Below are 15,778 nucleotides of genomic sequence, written 5' to 3'. Positions count from 1 at the left end.
CACCGACACAGGTGAAACGGGTATGCGAGTCCCGTAACGGACGTTTACCGGCACGCGCAAAGCCTTGTCGGACAAGGGAGAGGCGGCATTCGAAGCACCGTTGCAACGGCGCATCGAGCCGGCAAGAAGGGGATTTTCGGTACGAAACCGGACGATCGGAGCGCGCCGGCGTGCTCGGCGTGCCCGGAATACGAACCGCCCGCACCGTGCGCGGGCGGTTCGCCGGAGCGCGCGTTACGCGCGGATATCGTCGACGCTGCGCAGCCAGTGCACGCTGAACAGGTTGTCCGCGTCGGTCCACACGGTATCGGGCTCGAATCCTGCGCGGCGCGCGATCGCATGGAAGCCGTCGATCGTGAACTTGTGCGAGTTCTCCGTGTGGATGCGCTCGCCGGCCTCGAAGCGGAACGCATGGCCGCGCACGTGCACCGTCTGCGCGAGGTCGCTGACCAGATGCATCTCGATGCGCTGCCGTTCGCGATCGTAGAACGCGCAATGCGAGAACGCATCGAGATCGAAGTCCGCGCCGAGCTCTGCGTTCGCGCGCGCGAGCAGGTTCAGGTTGAACTGCGCGGTCACGCCCTGCGCGTCGTTGTACGCGTGATGCAGCGTGCGCTCGTCCTTCACGAGATCGGCGCCGACCAGCAAGCCGCCGCCGCGCAGCAGTCGCGCGGCATCGCGCAGGAACGCGTCGGCCTCTTCCGGCGAGAAGTTGCCGATCGTCGAGCCGGGAAAGAAGCCGATGCGCCGCCGCGGCGTCTCGGTCAGCTCGGCGAGTTGCTCGGCCTTCGTGTAGTCGGCCGCAATCGGCGCGACGTCGAGCCACGGATAGGCCGACCGCAGCCGCGCGGCCGCGCCGTGCAGGTAGTCGGCCGAGATGTCGACCGGCACGTAGCGCGCCGGCGCGTTCGCGTAGTTGCCCGCGAACGCGTCGAGCAGCACGCGGATCTTCTCGAGCGAGCCCGCGCCGAATTCGACGATGTCCGCATGCGGGCCGACGCGCCGCACGATCTCCGCCGCGCGATCGCGCAGGATGCCGAGCTCGGTGCGTGTCGGGTAGTACTCGGGCAGCTCGCAGATGCGGTCGAACAGCGCTGAGCCAGCCGCATCGTAGAAGTATTTCGGCGGAATGTTGCGCGGCGTGCGCGACAGTCCGTCGATCAGGTCGCGCTCGAACGCGCTCGGCCGCGAATCGCGGGCGGGTTGCTGGCCACCGCTCTTGGCCGTGAGGTCAGACGTCTCGCGCAAGTCGCACCCCCATGAATTGCCAGCGCGCGGCCGGCGGAAAGAAATTGCGGTACGTCGGCCGTTCGTGCCCGGGCGGCGTCGCGATGCTGCTGCCGCGCAGGACCTGCTGGCCGACCATGAACTTGCCGTTGTATTCGGCCGCGACACCCGCGAGCGGTCGAAAGCCCGGATACGGCTCGTAGGACGAGCGCGTCCACTGCCACACGTGCCCGAGCATCTGCCTGATGCCGTCCGCGGCGAACGCGGCTTCCCATTCGAACTCGGTCGGCAGCCGCGCGCCGGCCCATTCCGCATACGCGGCCGCTTCGTAGAAGCTCACGTGACACACCGGTGCATCGGGCGCGAGCGGTTCGACGCCGTGCAGGCCGAACGTGCGGCGCACGCGCGTGGCGGCCGCATCGTCGTCGTCGGGCATCCAGTACGCAGGGCCTTGCCACCCTTCCCGCTGCACCGTGGCCCAGCCGTCGGACAGCCAGAATTCTGGGCGTGTGTAGCCGCCGTCGGCGACGAACGCCGCGAATTCCGCATTCGTCACGAGGCGGTTCGCGATCTCGTATGGCCGTATGAGCGCCGTATGGCGCGGCCGTTCGTTGTCGAACGAGAACGCATCGCCGTCGTAGCCGATCTCGACGAGCCCGCCCGGCTGGTGCAGCCAGTGCTGCGCGCCGGCATCGCCTGCGGCCATCGCATCACCGTCGATTCGGTCGGCCCCGTTGCGTGGCCGGAACGCCGGCTTCAGCGGGTTGCACGAGAACGCATGCAGCATGTCCGTGACGATCAGCTCCTGGTGCTGCTGCTCGTGATGCAGGCCGAGCTCGACCTCGGGCGCGATCACCTCGAGCAGCGCCGGATCGGCACCGGCCAGCGCGCGCAGCATCGCTTCGTCGATGTGCTGCCGGTACGCGTGCACCTCGTCGAGCGACGGCCGCGTGAGCAGCCCGCGCTGAGGCCGCGGATGGCGCGGGCCGAGCGCTTCGTAATAGGAATTGAAGAGGAACTGGAATGCGTCGTTGAACGGCGCGTAGCCGGGCACGCGGCGCATCAGCACGACGGTCTCGAAGAACCAGGTCGTATGCGCGAGGTGCCATTTCGTCGGGCTCGCGTCGGGCATCGACTGCACGGCCTGGTCTTCGGCGGACAGCGTCGCGGTCAACGCGACACTATGGGCGCGCACGTCCTGGAAACGGCGCTGAAGCTGTGATGCAAGGAGGCTCATCGGTTTACCGTTCACGTCGCGATTCGCTGCGTTGCGTTGCCGGAAAAGGGAAAGCCTTGCGCGTGATGCGCGCGGCTGACGTGCGACCTGCTGCTGCGTCGTCGGGCAGCCGGCGCGCGCGCCGGGCCGCAGATGCGGCTTCACTTCATCTGCCCGTGCAGAACAGTATGGTCTAGAAATGTGAATGCTGCGAATCGGGATGCGGATGAAACGTGATCGAAAGAAAAATGAAAGCATTGGCCGTGAGCGTGTCGCATGCGTGACAGACCGTCGATGCGTGCTGGAGCCCTGCGTTGCGAGGCAGCGCAACGCGCATGCCGGCGGTTGCGGCTACTGACGACCCATGACATCCGCGCGGCGATCGTGACGGCTCGGTGACGCGTGGGGTTCTCGTCTGACAAACGCCGTCACGTCGTTCTGTCGTTCGTGGTCGTCGGCACCCTGCTGACCCGCGTTCCCGCGCGCTTCAGAAAAATTTTTTGCGTCGATGTCACACACGCGGGGGGCTCGCTCGTCATATCACCGGAACCCACACGAAAGGAGAAGGAACCATGACTGCGAAACTCAATCCGTTTGCCGCCGCGCCCGCGCTGATGAAGAACTGGATGACCGTGTCGGTCGCCGCCGCCGGGAGCCTCGAGCCGACGCTGATCGAGCTGGTCAAGATCCGCGCATCGCAGATCAACGCGTGCGCGAACTGCATTAACATGCACACCGCCGAGGCGCGCGAGCAAGGCGAGACCGAGCAGCGCATCTACCTGCTGTCCGCGTGGCGCGAGGCGCCCTGCTACACCGACCGCGAACGCGCGGCGCTCGGCTGGACCGAAGCGCTCACGCGGCTGTCAGAGGGCCACGCCGCGCACGAAGCCGCCTATGCGGCGCTGAACGACCACTTCAGCCAGGAGGAACAGGTGAAACTCACGCTGATGATCAACGTGATCAACGGCTGGAACCGGCTCGCTGTCGGCTTCGGGCTGTGGATCGAGCCGGCCGACGCGAAGGCCGCTGCCGCGAAGATGGTGGCCTGATGACGAACCTCGATCCGGCCAGGGGCAGCGCCGAAGAACGGGCCGACGCGGCCGCGAGCTTCGACCCGCTGCGCCGCACGCTGATTCGCGTCGCGTACCGGATGCTCGGTTCCGTCGCGGATGCCGAGGACATGGTGCAGGAGGCGTTCATCCGCTGGATGGACGTCGACCGTACCGAGGTGCGCGTGCCCGAGGCGTTCCTGCGCCGCATGGTGATGCGCATGTGCCTCGACCAGCTGAAGTCCGCGCGGCACCAGCGCGAGACCTATATCGGCCCGTGGCTGCCCGAGCCGGTCGTCGAGGAAGACGAACAGGAAGACGTCACGCTGCCGCTGCTGCTCGCGCTCGAACGGCTCTCGCCGCTCGAACGTGCGGCGTTCCTGCTGCACGACGTGTTCGGCCTCGAGTTCGATGAAGTTGCGACGACGATCCAGCGCGACCCGGCCGCATGCCGGCAGCTCGCCGCGCGGGCCCGCACGCACGTGCGCGAGGCGCGGCCGCGGTTTCATGTCGAGAAGCAGCGCGGGATCGAGCTGGCCGAGGCGTTCTTCGCGGCATCGCGCAGCGGCGACATGCGCGCGCTCGGCGCGATGCTCGCCGAGGACGTGAGCCTGCATTCGGACGGCGGCGGCAAGCGCTCGGCTGCGGGCAAGCCGGTGTTCGGCTTCGAGCACGTGATGAAGGTGCACGAATACCTGGCCGGGCTGTTCGCCACGCATGCGTCGAAGCTCGTGCGGGCCGGGTTCATCAACGGGTTGCCGGGTTTCGTTACGCTGGAATCGGATGGTGAGCTGCAGACGACGGCGCTCGAGATCGAGGACGGGAAGATCGTCGCGATCTATGTCGTGCGGAATCCTGACAAGTTGAAGCATTTGCATTGAGTGCGGCGCGGGGGGCGTCGCGTGTCGTGCACGTGTGCGATGTTGCCCTCCGCCCGCTTTTCGCCCGCCTCTTCCTGCTTCTCCGCCCTGCTTTGCCGATCGTCGGTTGTCGCTGTTACTGCGTCGCGACCACGACGTTGTGGATCATGACCATCAGTAAACCGAGCAGCGGCGTCGCGATGGCGAACCCGGTCGCCGCAAGCCAGTTCGTGCCGCCTTGCGCCTCCAGCAGCGCGAGAAACGATTGGTTCGACGTCGCGTTCGGGCGCAGCTTTTCGATGTTGCGTTCGACGTGCGTCCTGTAGATGCCGTTCCCGCACCAGCCGAGCGCAACTGCGATCCCGATGGTGACCGGATCGAGCGTGCTTGATTCGAAGTATTTCGGGAAGTACAGCAACTCGACCAACGTGATGCCGAGCGTGACGCCCAGCACGGCGGCCGCCTGCCAGTACATGCAGCGATACGCCATCCAGACCGGGCCCAGGAAACAGGCTGCCCAGTTCCAGGACTGCCGGTTCTTGCGCGATGCGGCGATCTCCCACTTTCGCTCGAACCACGCGGCTTTCTTGCCGACGTAAGCGGCGATTTCGTCGTTGCTCGCAGACGATGCGGTGGTCGTGACCTCGGACATGGTCGTTTGCTCTCAGTCGCGCGAATCGTGCGTTGTTGTTTTGATGCGGTTTGGGTGCGGTTTGGATGCGCCGGAAATCGGGCGGCTTGCGGTGCAGCGCGCTTCGATGCGCACACGATTCTACTCGGTGTGTATCGCGGGTCGGGATGCCGATGAGGATGCGATGCCGTGAATCGCGTGCAACGCATCGGGGGCAACATGCGTTGTTTCGGCCGGAAAAAGACAAACGCCACGCGAAGTTGCCGCGTGGCGTTTGTCTGTTTGGCGAGCCGGATTGCCTGTAGGCAATTCGCGCTGCCGACCCCTTCATTTTGTTCGTTGGTAGGCTCGATTGGATTCGAACCAACGACCCCCACCATGTCAAGGTGGTGCTCTAACCAACTGAGCTACGAGCCTAAGAAGCCGCGAATTATAGAGACGGTTTTCGCAGAGCACAAGCCCCGTCGTGAAAATTTTTTGAATCGAGAGGCGTGTGGTCTTGCTGGTTGCTGCGCGTGCCTGATGTCTGGTGTCACAGCGAAACGCGTCGGCGCCGCGAGGTTATCCACACGCCCCTCTGGATAACCGTCCTGCAAGCCTCTGGATTCACAGTGGAACGATTGAGGATATGTCGCCGCGGCTGTGAATCGACGAAAAAGTTGTTCTGTGCTCCGCGGAGCTGTTCACGTGACACGCCCATGGTTATGCATCCTGCTTCGTGTTGAAAATTCAGTGCGTTACGGAGGTTATCCACTGTGAGGCACAGGGCTTGTTAACTATCACTACGTATATATACGAACCCTGTTAACACCTTTGGATAAGCACAGTCCGCCGACTGTGATCCGCGCAGGATATGCACTGCGTGCGGTGAACGGATAGACGAAGCGGCAAGCTGTGACGCGCATCGGATGATGCGCGAACCGCTGTATCTGTAGAATCGCCGGCATTCAGGATACGAGGGCCTGGCGCACAGGCTCACGGCACATGACCGATTTTTCGTTGATCCGACTCGACGCGCTCGATATCGATGCCGTCGTACACCGGTTGCAGCAACACCCGGGCGACATCGTGTTCGAGCAACGCGTGTCGATCCCCGAAGCCGAAGTGCTGTGTTGCCGCTACAAAGGCGAGCGATTCAACGTGTTTGTCGATCGCGTCGGCGGGCTGTCCGGCGAAGACATCGCGGAGATCGTCGGATGGCTCACTCTGGGCGAGGCGATCGATGAAGACACCCGTCAATGAGGCGCTTGTGATGGATATTGCCGGCGATGTCGCTGTTGTCGTGACGGATGTGGCAGCCGTCGTCGAGGTGCTGGTGCGGCTGGGCTTCGCTCGACATTCCGATCGCTGGGAACGCGCGATCGTGGACGATGACGATCGCCGCTCGCTCGTTGCCGCGCTTGTCGATCTCGACGCATTGTTTTCCGCGGGCCGCGACTGGAGCCCGCAAGCGCTCGTCGAGTATTACCGCGAGATCGGTATCGTGCGACGTGGGTACCGTTCGATTGCGTGGCGCAGTCCGGAGCAATACGTCATCGAACAGCATTGATGCGATGCTCATATCGCGGCAATACCGATGATGTGCTCGTGACGCGAACGTGCTCAGCCTTCGGTTGTGGATAACCGGCGCGCGAAACGATTCGGAACGCTGTGCGCCCGGCTGGTGAGCGTGAGTTCGGATCGTAAGCTGGGCGCGGATTCCGGCGAACTCGAATGACTGTCGATCGCGTTGTTTTCCAAGACGTAATCGAGCGCTGAAAGTCCATCGCCGTTCTTGCCGCTGTCGGTAGGCGGTATGTGGACAACCCGCACGCCAATCCAGTCGAATCTCTGTGCATTGGATGGGTGAGCGTCTTGTTTTCGACAAGGAGGATCACACCGAATGCCTTGTTTGGCGGGCTTTTTGCCCGAATCGATCGGATGACGTGGAGAATTCGCGGGCGACGCCCCAAGGTTGAATGCGTTGTGGATATCCAGGAGCCAACGAACTCGAAACCCTGTGCATTCAATTGGTGAGAGCAATCGAACCCGGCGCAGGCATTCGTTTCACCGGAAGGGTTGTGGATATCGAAGCCCCAAAACAACCCGAAATTCTGTGCCGACCAAGGGTGAGCGATTCGATCGAAGACAGTCCGCGGCATCGTCACGATCGATGTGGAGATCCCGCTTCACGACGACTCGAAACCCGATGATTTTAAGGGTGAGGGCGCCGGCGCGGTTCCGATGTGGACAACCAACCAGCAAAGTCACTCGAAACGCTGTGCATTCGAGCGGTGAACGTGAGCACGCTCAAGCCAGCCAAGCCGCGTCATTAGAGGCGCTGGCGATCGTCGAGGCCCCCACTGCGGCGCGCATCGTACCACTCAAGTCTGCTGATCGAGCGCCTGCACGACCGCCTTCTCCCCAAGACTCCCAGCCGGCCCGACCACCGCATAGTTGAGCCCGTTCGCCGACCCATACCGCGCGAGCAACGCACCATCCACGCGTTGCCCGGCCGGCAGCAGCCGATGTGCCGATTCCGCCGGCCGGAGATAGAAGCTCAGCGTTCGCCCGGCACCGTCCTCATAGAGCACCATCGCAGCCGTGCCTCCACTGTCCGTCGTGAACAACCGTCCGCCGACCGGCCTGAACCCCGCCGCGCTCAAATCCGGCAGCCGTGCCGAAGCCCCGACGCGCCGGGTGAGCCACCCCTGCAAATCGCCCGCACCCGTCGGCCGGTAATCCACCTTCGCCGTCTGATCGACCACCATCATCTTGTAGGCCTCGACCGCATCGCTCATCGGCGCGACAGCCGGCGCCGCGTTCCACCCGCGCGCCTGCCACCCGCCGAACGTTCCCAGCCCGACGCAGAACACGAACGAAGCCGCCATCGCAAACCGCATCCGCGTGCGTTCCGCGCGCCGTGCGCGAATCGCCGCCGGATCGAGCGCGGGGTTGTCCGCCGGCATCCGCACGCTCTCCAGCGCCGCCCTCAACCGCTGCGCATCCTGCTGCCATCGCTTCACCTGTTCCGCACGCTCCGGATGCAGCGCGAGATAACGCTCGACCGCGGCGCGCGCATCGTCGTCGAGCTGGCCGTCGACATAGGCCTGAAGGTCGTGTTCGTTCGGAGGCGTGTTCATTTCTTCATCAAGCGGAGAGAAGGAGCGGGAAGCTCGCCGTCGCTGAGCTGGCGCAGCGCCTGGCGCGCGCGGGAGAGCCGCGACATCACGGTGCCGATCGGCACGTCGAGCAGGTCGGCGACTTCCTGATAGGTGAAGCCCTCGACCGCGACGAGCAGCAGCAGGCTGCGCTGCTCGTCGGAGAGCCGGCCGAACGCCTCGAGCGTCGCGCGCGCCGCGAATTCGCGTTCGGCGGATGGCCAGTGTGCTTCGTCGTCATCGCGGATGCGGCCGAGCAGCCACGCGTAGCGCTTCGCGCTGCGTTTGCCGTCGAGAAACTGCCGGTAAAGGATCGTGAAGAGCCAGCTGCGCAGCGACGCGTCGTCGCGGCGGCTCGTCCAGCGCGACAGCGCGCGCTCGAGCGTCGACTGGACGAGATCGTCGGCCGCGTGGACGTCGCGCGCCAGCCAGAGCGCGAAGCGTCGCAGCCTGGGGAGGAGTTCGCGCAACGCGTCGTCGTCGAGGGCGGTGGAGGGCATGGCCGGGCCGGTTGCCGAAAGGGTCGAGATGCCGCGTATGACGTCGGTCCGCGTCGATTATTCCATCAAGCATAGGAAAAAATTTTTCGTGGAATAAAGCGGTGCGGGTGGCGTCCTACGCGGGTTCGACAATGATCTGACGATCGGGAGTGCATCCATGAAGCAATCTTCCTCTTCTTCGCCGCAGCGCGAGCCCGGGCGTGGGTGGTGGCGCTGGGCCGTGATCGGCGGCGCGGTGGCCGGCGTGGCCGTCGCGTTCGGGTATGCCGGCGGGTGGCTCGCGCCGGCGCGCCTGACCCCGCAGCGGCTCGTCGACGCGCTGCAGACCAACAGCGGCATCCATCCGGGCTACCGGCGCAATCACGCGAAGGGCGTGTGCGTGACCGGTTACTTCGAAGGTAACGGGGCCGCGAGCGCGTATTCGGTCGCGCCGTTCTTCAAGGCGGTGCGCACGCCGGTGGTCGGGCGCTTCGCGCTGCCGGGCGGGAATCCGTATGCGCCCGACAGCAGCGTGCCGATCCGCAGCCTCGCGCTGAAGCTCACCGCGCCTGATGGCGAGCAATGGCGAACCGGGATGAACGCGATGCCCGTGTTTCCGGTGGCGACGCCGCAGGTGTTTTATCAGCTGACGGTGGCGACCCGGCCCGATCCGAAGACGGGCAAGCCCGATCCGGCGAAGGCGAAGGCGTTTTTCGGCGCGCATCCGGAGACGGCCGCGTTCCTGCAGTGGGTGAAGGGTGCGAAACCGAGCGCGAGTTACGTCACCGAGAGTTATTACGGGCTGAACGCGTTTTACTTCGTCGACGCGGCGGGCAAGCGGCAGGCGGTACGGTGGCGCGTCGTGCCGGAGCAGACGGCCGGCGCCGGGGACGTCGCGACGGCCGCGGATCCGAACGTGTTGCAGCAGGACGTGACGCAGCGCATTGCTGCGGGTGCGCAGAAGTGGAAGCTGCTGGTCACCCTGGCGGAGCCCGGCGATCCGGTGGACGACGCGACGAAGGTCTGGCCCGCGCAGCGGACGACGATCGATGCGGGCACGCTCGTGCTCGATCGCGTGGAGGCGCAGGACAGCGGGCCGTGCCGCGACGTGAATTACGACCCGACGGTGCTGCCGCAGGGGATTCAGGTGTCGGGGGATCCGTTGCTGGCGGCGCGCTCGGCGGCTTATGCGGATTCGTATCTGCGGCGGACCAGTGAAGAGGCTGGCGTGGCGGGGGTGGCCAAGTTGAGTTCGGAGGGGCGGTGATGAAGATTTCTACGACGTTTAGTCTGCCGGCGAGGGTGCTGCATTGGGTGATGGCCGCGATGATCGTCGCGATGCTGTTCATCGGGGTGGGGATGGTTTCGTCCGTCTCCGAGCGGCATGCGGTTCTGGTGGCGATTCACAAGCCGCTGGGTGTCGCCGTGCTGGTGCTGGTTTGTGTGCGGATCGTGGTGCGGTTTTTGTCGAAGCCGCCGGCGTTGCCCGAGGATCTGCCTTGGTGGCAGAAGGTTGCCGCGCATGGGTCGCATCTCGTGCTCTATGCGCTGATGATCGCGATGCCGCTGATCGGGTGGGCGATGCTTTCGGCGGGCGGGTATCCGGTGACGCTGGGCGGTGGGGTGCAGTTGCCGGCTCTGGTTTCGGCTGATCCCGTGACGTTTGCGTGGCTCAGGGTCGCGCATCGGGTGCTGGCTTACCTGTTCTTCGCTACGTTCCTCGCGCACTTCGCGGCCGCCCTGTATCACGGGTTGATTCGTAGGGATGGCGTGGTGAGGGCGATGGTGGGGCGGTGAGCGACGGAGGGTTGGGTTCGATACGGCGGGACTGTTCACGGGCGACCGAGGCGACTCCTGCCGTGTCGCTTATATATGACCGCCAGGGAGGCTCAGCGGCCCCCGGCACTGCATGTCAAAAATATTTCACAAAGGGGGTTGCGGAGATCGGGGCAGGTGCTTAGAATCTCGCCTCTTTCGCGCTAACGGAAACACGGCGCGGGGGAAGAAGGGAAGCGGTGCTGTTGAGGTCGGTTATAGCGACCTTGGCGCACACGAAATTAAACCGCAGTCGTCGTAACGAAGTAGTTAAAAAAGTTATTGACGAGTTTTAAAAAACGGTTAATAATCTCGCTTCTCTGCTGCTGAAAACGCAGCACTGCTGAGAAACACGACGTTTCTCGCAGAATGCTCTTTAAAAATTAACAGCCGATAAGTGTGGGCGCTTGATGGAAGCGAGCTGATCTTCGGATCAGAAAGCGAAAGTATCAAGAGTCTCACACTAAAGTAAGTCAGGTTTATGAAGTGATTCATATACCTGTCAGCTTTGAGTGAGCGACCGGTTCGAAAGAACCGAAAACAGTAACAGGTTTAAACTGAAGAGTTTGATCCTGGCTCAGATTGAACGCTGGCGGCATGCCTTACACATGCAAGTCGAACGGCAGCACGGGTGCTTGCACCTGGTGGCGAGTGGCGAACGGGTGAGTAATACATCGGAACATGTCCTGTAGTGGGGGATAGCCCGGCGAAAGCCGGATTAATACCGCATACGATCTACGGATGAAAGCGGGGGACCTTCGGGCCTCGCGCTATAGGGTTGGCCGATGGCTGATTAGCTAGTTGGTGGGGTAAAGGCCTACCAAGGCGACGATCAGTAGCTGGTCTGAGAGGACGACCAGCCACACTGGGACTGAGACACGGCCCAGACTCCTACGGGAGGCAGCAGTGGGGAATTTTGGACAATGGGCGAAAGCCTGATCCAGCAATGCCGCGTGTGTGAAGAAGGCCTTCGGGTTGTAAAGCACTTTTGTCCGGAAAGAAATCCTTGGTTCTAATATAGCCGGGGGATGACGGTACCGGAAGAATAAGCACCGGCTAACTACGTGCCAGCAGCCGCGGTAATACGTAGGGTGCGAGCGTTAATCGGAATTACTGGGCGTAAAGCGTGCGCAGGCGGTTTGCTAAGACCGATGTGAAATCCCCGGGCTCAACCTGGGAACTGCATTGGTGACTGGCAGGCTAGAGTATGGCAGAGGGGGGTAGAATTCCACGTGTAGCAGTGAAATGCGTAGAGATGTGGAGGAATACCGATGGCGAAGGCAGCCCCCTGGGCCAATACTGACGCTCATGCACGAAAGCGTGGGGAGCAAACAGGATTAGATACCCTGGTAGTCCACGCCTAAACGATGTCAACTAGTTGTTGGGGATTCATTTCCTTAGTAACGTAGCTAACGCGTGAAGTTGACCGCACGGGAGTACGGTCGCAAGATTAAAACTCAAAGGAATTGACGGGGACCCGCACAAGCGGTGGATGATGTGGATTAATTCGATGCAACGCGAAAAACCTTACCTACCCTTGACATGGTCGGAATCCTGCTGAGAGGCGGGAGTGCTCGAAAGAGAACCGGCGCACAGGTGCTGCATGGCTGTCGTCAGCTCGTGTCGTGAGATGTTGGGTTAAGTCCCGCAACGAGCGCAACCCTTGTCCTTAGTTGCTACGCAAGAGCACTCTAAGGAGACTGCCGGTGACAAACCGGAGGAAGGTGGGGATGACGTCAAGTCCTCATGGCCCTTATGGGTAGGGCTTCACACGTCATACAATGGTCGGAACAGAGGGTTGCCAACCCGCGAGGGGGAGCTAATCCCAGAAAACCGATCGTAGTCCGGATTGCACTCTGCAACTCGAGTGCATGAAGCTGGAATCGCTAGTAATCGCGGATCAGCATGCCGCGGTGAATACGTTCCCGGGTCTTGTACACACCGCCCGTCACACCATGGGAGTGGGTTTTACCAGAAGTGGCTAGTCTAACCGCAAGGAGGACGGTCACCACGGTAGGATTCATGACTGGGGTGAAGTCGTAACAAGGTAGCCGTATCGGAAGGGGCGGCTGGATCACCTCCTTTCCAGAGCTTCTCGCAAAGTTGAGCGCTCACGCTTATCGGCTGTTGATTAAGACAGACTAGCTGTCTGCGGTTAAACCGGTTATGATGCCGGCCGCTTTCAACAATCTTCAATGATAAATATTCGAATCAAGTTCGATTCGAGTCTTTTTCATTGGCGATTGAGCCAGTCAGAGCGGTACGAAAGTATCGGCTGTCGTTCTTTAACAATCTGGAAGAAGTAAGTAATTTGGATAGCGGAAGCGTCTTGAGATGGACGTGAAAGTTATCCGGGTTGTGATTGTATCGATGTATCTCAAGATGATTCGAACTCTATGTTTGACTCAATTGGAATACGGCACAACGCGAGAACTCAACCTGTAACGAGACAGACTCGTTATAGGGTCAAGCGAACAAGTGCATGTGGTGGATGCCTTGGCGATCACAGGCGATGAAGGACGCGGTAGCCTGCGAAAAGCTACGGGGAGCTGGCAAACGAGCTTTGATCCGTAGATGTCCGAATGGGGAAACCCGGCCCTTTTGGGTCATCCTGGACTGAATACATAGGTCCAGTGAAGCGAACGCGGTGAACTGAAACATCTAAGTAACCGCAGGAAAAGAAATCAACCGAGATTCCCAAAGTAGTGGCGAGCGAAATGGGATGAGCCTTGCACTCTTTATTTGTATTGTTAGCCGAACGCTCTGGAAAGTGCGGCCATAGCAGGTGATAGCCCTGTAGGCGAAAACAGTATGAAAGAACTAGGTGTGCGACAAGTAGGGCGGGACACGTGAAATCCTGTCTGAAGATGGGGGGACCATCCTCCAAGGCTAAATACTCGTGATCGACCGATAGTGAACCAGTACCGTGAGGGAAAGGCGAAAAGAACCCCGGGAGGAGTGAAATAGATCCTGAAACCGCATGCATACAAACAGTCGGAGCCTCGTAAGGGGTGACGGCGTACCTTTTGTATAATGGGTCAGCGACTTACGTTCAGTAGCAAGCTTAACCGTATAGGGCAGGCGTAGCGAAAGCGAGTCCGAATAGGGCGTTCAGTTGCTGGGCGTAGACCCGAAACCAAGTGATCTATCCATGGCGGGATGAAGGTGCGGTAACACGTACTGGAGGTCCGAACCCACTAACGTTGAAAAGTTAGGGGATGAGCTGTGGATAGGGGTGAAAGGCTAAACAAACTTGGAAATAGCTGGTTCTCTCCGAAAACTATTTAGGTAGTGCCTCGTGTCTCACCTTCGGGGTAGAGCACTGTCATGGTTGGGGGGTCTATTGCAGATTACCCCGCCATAGCAAACTCCGAATACCGAAGAGTGCAATCACGGGAGACAGACATCGGGTGCTAACGTCCGGTGTCAAGAGGAAACAACCCAGACCGCCAGCTAAGGTCCCCAAATATAGCTAAGTGGGAAACGAAGTGGGAAGGCTAAAACAGTCAGGAGGTTGGCTTAGAAGCAGCCACCCTTTAAAGAAAGCGTAATAGCTCACTGATCGAGTCGTCCTGCGCGGAAGATGTAACGGGGCTAAGCTATATACCGAAGCTGCGGATGCGTGCTTTGCACGCATGGTAGGAGAGCGTTCCGTAAGCCTGCGAAGGTGCGTTGAAAAGCGTGCTGGAGGTATCGGAAGTGCGAATGCTGACATGAGTAGCGATAAAGGGGGGTGAAAGGCCCCCTCGCCGTAAGCCCAAGGTTTCCTACGCAACGTTCATCGGCGTAGGGTGAGTCGGCCCCTAAGGCGAGGCAGAAATGCGTAGCTGATGGGAAGCAGGTCAATATTCCTGCACCATTGTTAGATGCGATGGGGGGACGGATCGCGGAAGGTTGTCCGGGTGTTGGAAGTCCCGGTCGCTGCATTGGAGAAGGCGCTTAGGCAAATCCGGGCGCGTAATTCAAGGGTGCGGCGCGAGCTCCTTAGGGAGCGAAGCAATTGGAAGTGGTTCCAAGAAAAGCCTCTAAGCTTCAGTCTAACGATGACCGTACCGCAAACCGACACAGGTGGGCGAGATGAGTATTCTAAGGCGCTTGAGAGAACTCGGGAGAAGGAACTCGGCAAATTGGTACCGTAACTTCGGGATAAGGTACGCCCTTGTAGCTTGACTGGCCTGCGCCAGGAGGGTGAAGGGGTTGCAATAAACTGGTGGCTGCGACTGTTTAATAAAAACACAGCACTCTGCAAACACGAAAGTGGACGTATAGGGTGTGACGCCTGCCCGGTGCCGGAAGATTAAATGATGGGGTGCAAGCTCTTGATTGAAGTCCCGGTAAACGGCGGCCGTAACTATAACGGTCCTAAGGTAGCGAAATTCCTTGTCGGGTAAGTTCCGACCTGCACGAATGGCGTAACGATGGCCACACTGTCTCCTCCCGAGACTCAGCGAAGTTGAAGTGTTTGTGATGATGCAATCTACCCGCGGCTAGACGGAAAGACCCCATGAACCTTTACTGTAGCTTTGCATTGGACTTTGAACCGATCTGTGTAGGATAGGTGGGAGGCTATGAAACCGGAACGCTAGTTTCGGTGGAGCCGTCCTTGAAATACCACCCTGGTTTGTTTGAGGTTCTAACCTTGGCCCGTGATCCGGGTCGGGGACAGTGCATGGTAGGCAGTTTGACTGGGGCGGTCTCCTCCCAAAGCGTAACGGAGGAGTACGAAGGTACGCTAGGTACGGTCGGAAATCGTGCTGATAGTGCAATGGCATAAGCGTGCTTAACTGCGAGACCGACAAGTCGAGCAGGTGCGAAAGCAGGTCATAGTGATCCGGTGGTTCTGTATGGAAGGGCCATCGCTCAACGGATAAAAGGTACTCTGGGGATAACAGGCTGATACCGCCCAAGAGTTCATATCGACGGCGGTGTTTGGCACCTCGATGTCGGCTCATCTCATCCTGGGGCTGTAGCCGGTCCCAAGGGTATGGCTGTTCGCCATTTAAAGAGGTACGTGAGCTGGGTTTAAAACGTCGTGAGACAGTTTGGTCCCTATCTGCCGTGGGCGTTGGATATTTGAAGGGGGCTGCTCCTAGTACGAGAGGACCGGAGTGGACGAACCTCTGGTGTACCGGTTGTCACGCCAGTGGCATCGCCGGGTAGCTATGTTCGGAAGAGATAACCGCTGAAAGCATCTAAGCGGGAAACTCGCCTTAAGATGAGATATCCCTGGGGACTAGATCCCCTTGAAGGGTCGTTCGAGACCAGGACGTTGATAGGTCAGGTGTGTAAGCGCAGTAATGCGTTCAGCTAACTGATACTAATTGCCCGTAAGGCTTGATCCTATAACAAGTCTGCCTTGTG

11 protein-coding genes, 1 tRNA gene and 2 rRNA genes are annotated in these 15,778 nt (G+C 60.8%); 8 read left to right on the top strand and 6 right to left on the bottom strand.

The features are described from left to right. Positions 1-234 precede the first annotated feature (234 nt). A complete protein-coding gene (egtD, locus tag MRS60_RS00140; RefSeq protein WP_217590088.1) occupies positions 235-1,248 on the bottom strand; it encodes an L-histidine N(alpha)-methyltransferase in 1,014 nt (337 codons plus the stop codon). Then, positions 1,232-2,464 carry an ergothioneine biosynthesis protein EgtB gene (gene egtB, locus MRS60_RS00135; RefSeq protein WP_243565043.1) on the bottom strand — a complete coding sequence of 411 codons (1,233 nt, stop codon included), beginning with the start codon at positions 2,462-2,464 and terminating at the stop codon, positions 1,232-1,234. The genes egtD and egtB overlap by 17 nt, the downstream gene beginning before the upstream one ends. 551 nt (positions 2,465-3,015) lie before the next feature. Between egtB and MRS60_RS00130 the strand changes: the two genes are divergently transcribed. Beyond that, positions 3,016-3,492: a carboxymuconolactone decarboxylase family protein gene (locus MRS60_RS00130; RefSeq protein ID WP_034183769.1), complete on the top strand. Its 477-nt coding sequence runs from the start codon at positions 3,016-3,018 to the stop codon at positions 3,490-3,492. Continuing rightward, the gene (locus MRS60_RS00125) at positions 3,492-4,373 is read left to right on the top strand and encodes a sigma-70 family RNA polymerase sigma factor (protein WP_243565042.1); all 882 of its coding nucleotides are present in this window, start codon (positions 3,492-3,494) and stop codon (positions 4,371-4,373) included. The genes MRS60_RS00130 and MRS60_RS00125 overlap by 1 nt, the downstream gene beginning before the upstream one ends. Positions 4,374-4,488: 115 nt before the next feature. Here MRS60_RS00125 and MRS60_RS00120 read toward each other — a convergent pair whose 3' ends face one another. Both MRS60_RS00120 and MRS60_RS00115 read right to left on the bottom strand, forming a co-directional pair. Next, positions 4,489-5,004 carry a DUF2628 domain-containing protein gene (locus tag MRS60_RS00120; RefSeq protein ID WP_034183767.1) on the bottom strand — a complete coding sequence of 172 codons (516 nt, stop codon included), beginning with the start codon at positions 5,002-5,004 and terminating at the stop codon, positions 4,489-4,491. 319 nt (positions 5,005-5,323) lie between these two features. Further along, positions 5,324-5,400 (bottom strand) — tRNA-Val (locus MRS60_RS00115). Between the two features lie 567 nt (positions 5,401-5,967). Here MRS60_RS00115 and MRS60_RS00110 point away from each other — a divergent pair. Beyond that, positions 5,968-6,225, top strand: a complete 258-nt coding sequence (locus tag MRS60_RS00110) for a hypothetical protein (RefSeq protein WP_243565041.1) — start codon at positions 5,968-5,970, stop codon at positions 6,223-6,225. Continuing rightward, on the top strand, positions 6,206-6,532 hold the full coding sequence (locus tag MRS60_RS00105) for a hypothetical protein (RefSeq protein ID WP_243565040.1): 327 nt from the start codon (positions 6,206-6,208) through the stop codon (positions 6,530-6,532). Before MRS60_RS00110 ends, MRS60_RS00105 begins: the two co-directional genes overlap by 20 nt. Positions 6,533-7,346: 814 nt before the next feature. Here the strand turns inward: MRS60_RS00105 and MRS60_RS00100 are convergent. Together MRS60_RS00100 and MRS60_RS00095 are read right to left on the bottom strand one after the other, a co-directional pair. Next, the gene (locus MRS60_RS00100) at positions 7,347-8,105 is read right to left on the bottom strand and encodes an anti-sigma factor family protein (RefSeq protein ID WP_243565039.1); all 759 of its coding nucleotides are present in this window, start codon (positions 8,103-8,105) and stop codon (positions 7,347-7,349) included. Then, on the bottom strand, positions 8,102-8,623 hold the full coding sequence (locus tag MRS60_RS00095) for a sigma-70 family RNA polymerase sigma factor (protein WP_105390329.1): 522 nt from the start codon (positions 8,621-8,623) through the stop codon (positions 8,102-8,104). Before MRS60_RS00095 ends, MRS60_RS00100 begins: the two co-directional genes overlap by 4 nt. Positions 8,624-8,780: 157 nt before the next feature. Between MRS60_RS00095 and MRS60_RS00090 the strand changes: the two genes are divergently transcribed. The 4 genes from MRS60_RS00090 to MRS60_RS00075 all read left to right on the top strand — a co-directional run bounded on the left by MRS60_RS00090 (position 8,781) and on the right by MRS60_RS00075 (position 15,759). Continuing rightward, a complete protein-coding gene (locus MRS60_RS00090; RefSeq protein ID WP_243565038.1) occupies positions 8,781-9,869 on the top strand; it encodes a catalase family peroxidase in 1,089 nt (362 codons plus the stop codon). After that, positions 9,869-10,399 (top strand): cytochrome b, encoded by a 531-nt coding sequence (locus MRS60_RS00085; protein WP_243565037.1) that lies wholly within the window; start codon positions 9,869-9,871, stop codon positions 10,397-10,399. Before MRS60_RS00090 ends, MRS60_RS00085 begins: the two co-directional genes overlap by 1 nt. A 572-nt stretch (positions 10,400-10,971) precedes the next feature. Then, positions 10,972-12,502 (top strand): 16S ribosomal RNA (locus MRS60_RS00080). A 379-nt stretch (positions 12,503-12,881) separates the two neighbouring features. Continuing rightward, a 23S ribosomal RNA gene (locus MRS60_RS00075) occupies positions 12,882-15,759 on the top strand. The 16S and 23S rRNA genes sit together here, the layout of an rRNA operon. Positions 15,760-15,778 lie beyond the last annotated feature (19 nt).

Origin of the sequence: Burkholderia pyrrocinia (assembly GCF_022809715.1) — a bacterium.
GTDB lineage: Bacteria > Pseudomonadota > Gammaproteobacteria > Burkholderiales > Burkholderiaceae > Burkholderia > Burkholderia pyrrocinia_C.
This window is presented reverse-complemented; position numbering and strand designations above follow the sequence as displayed.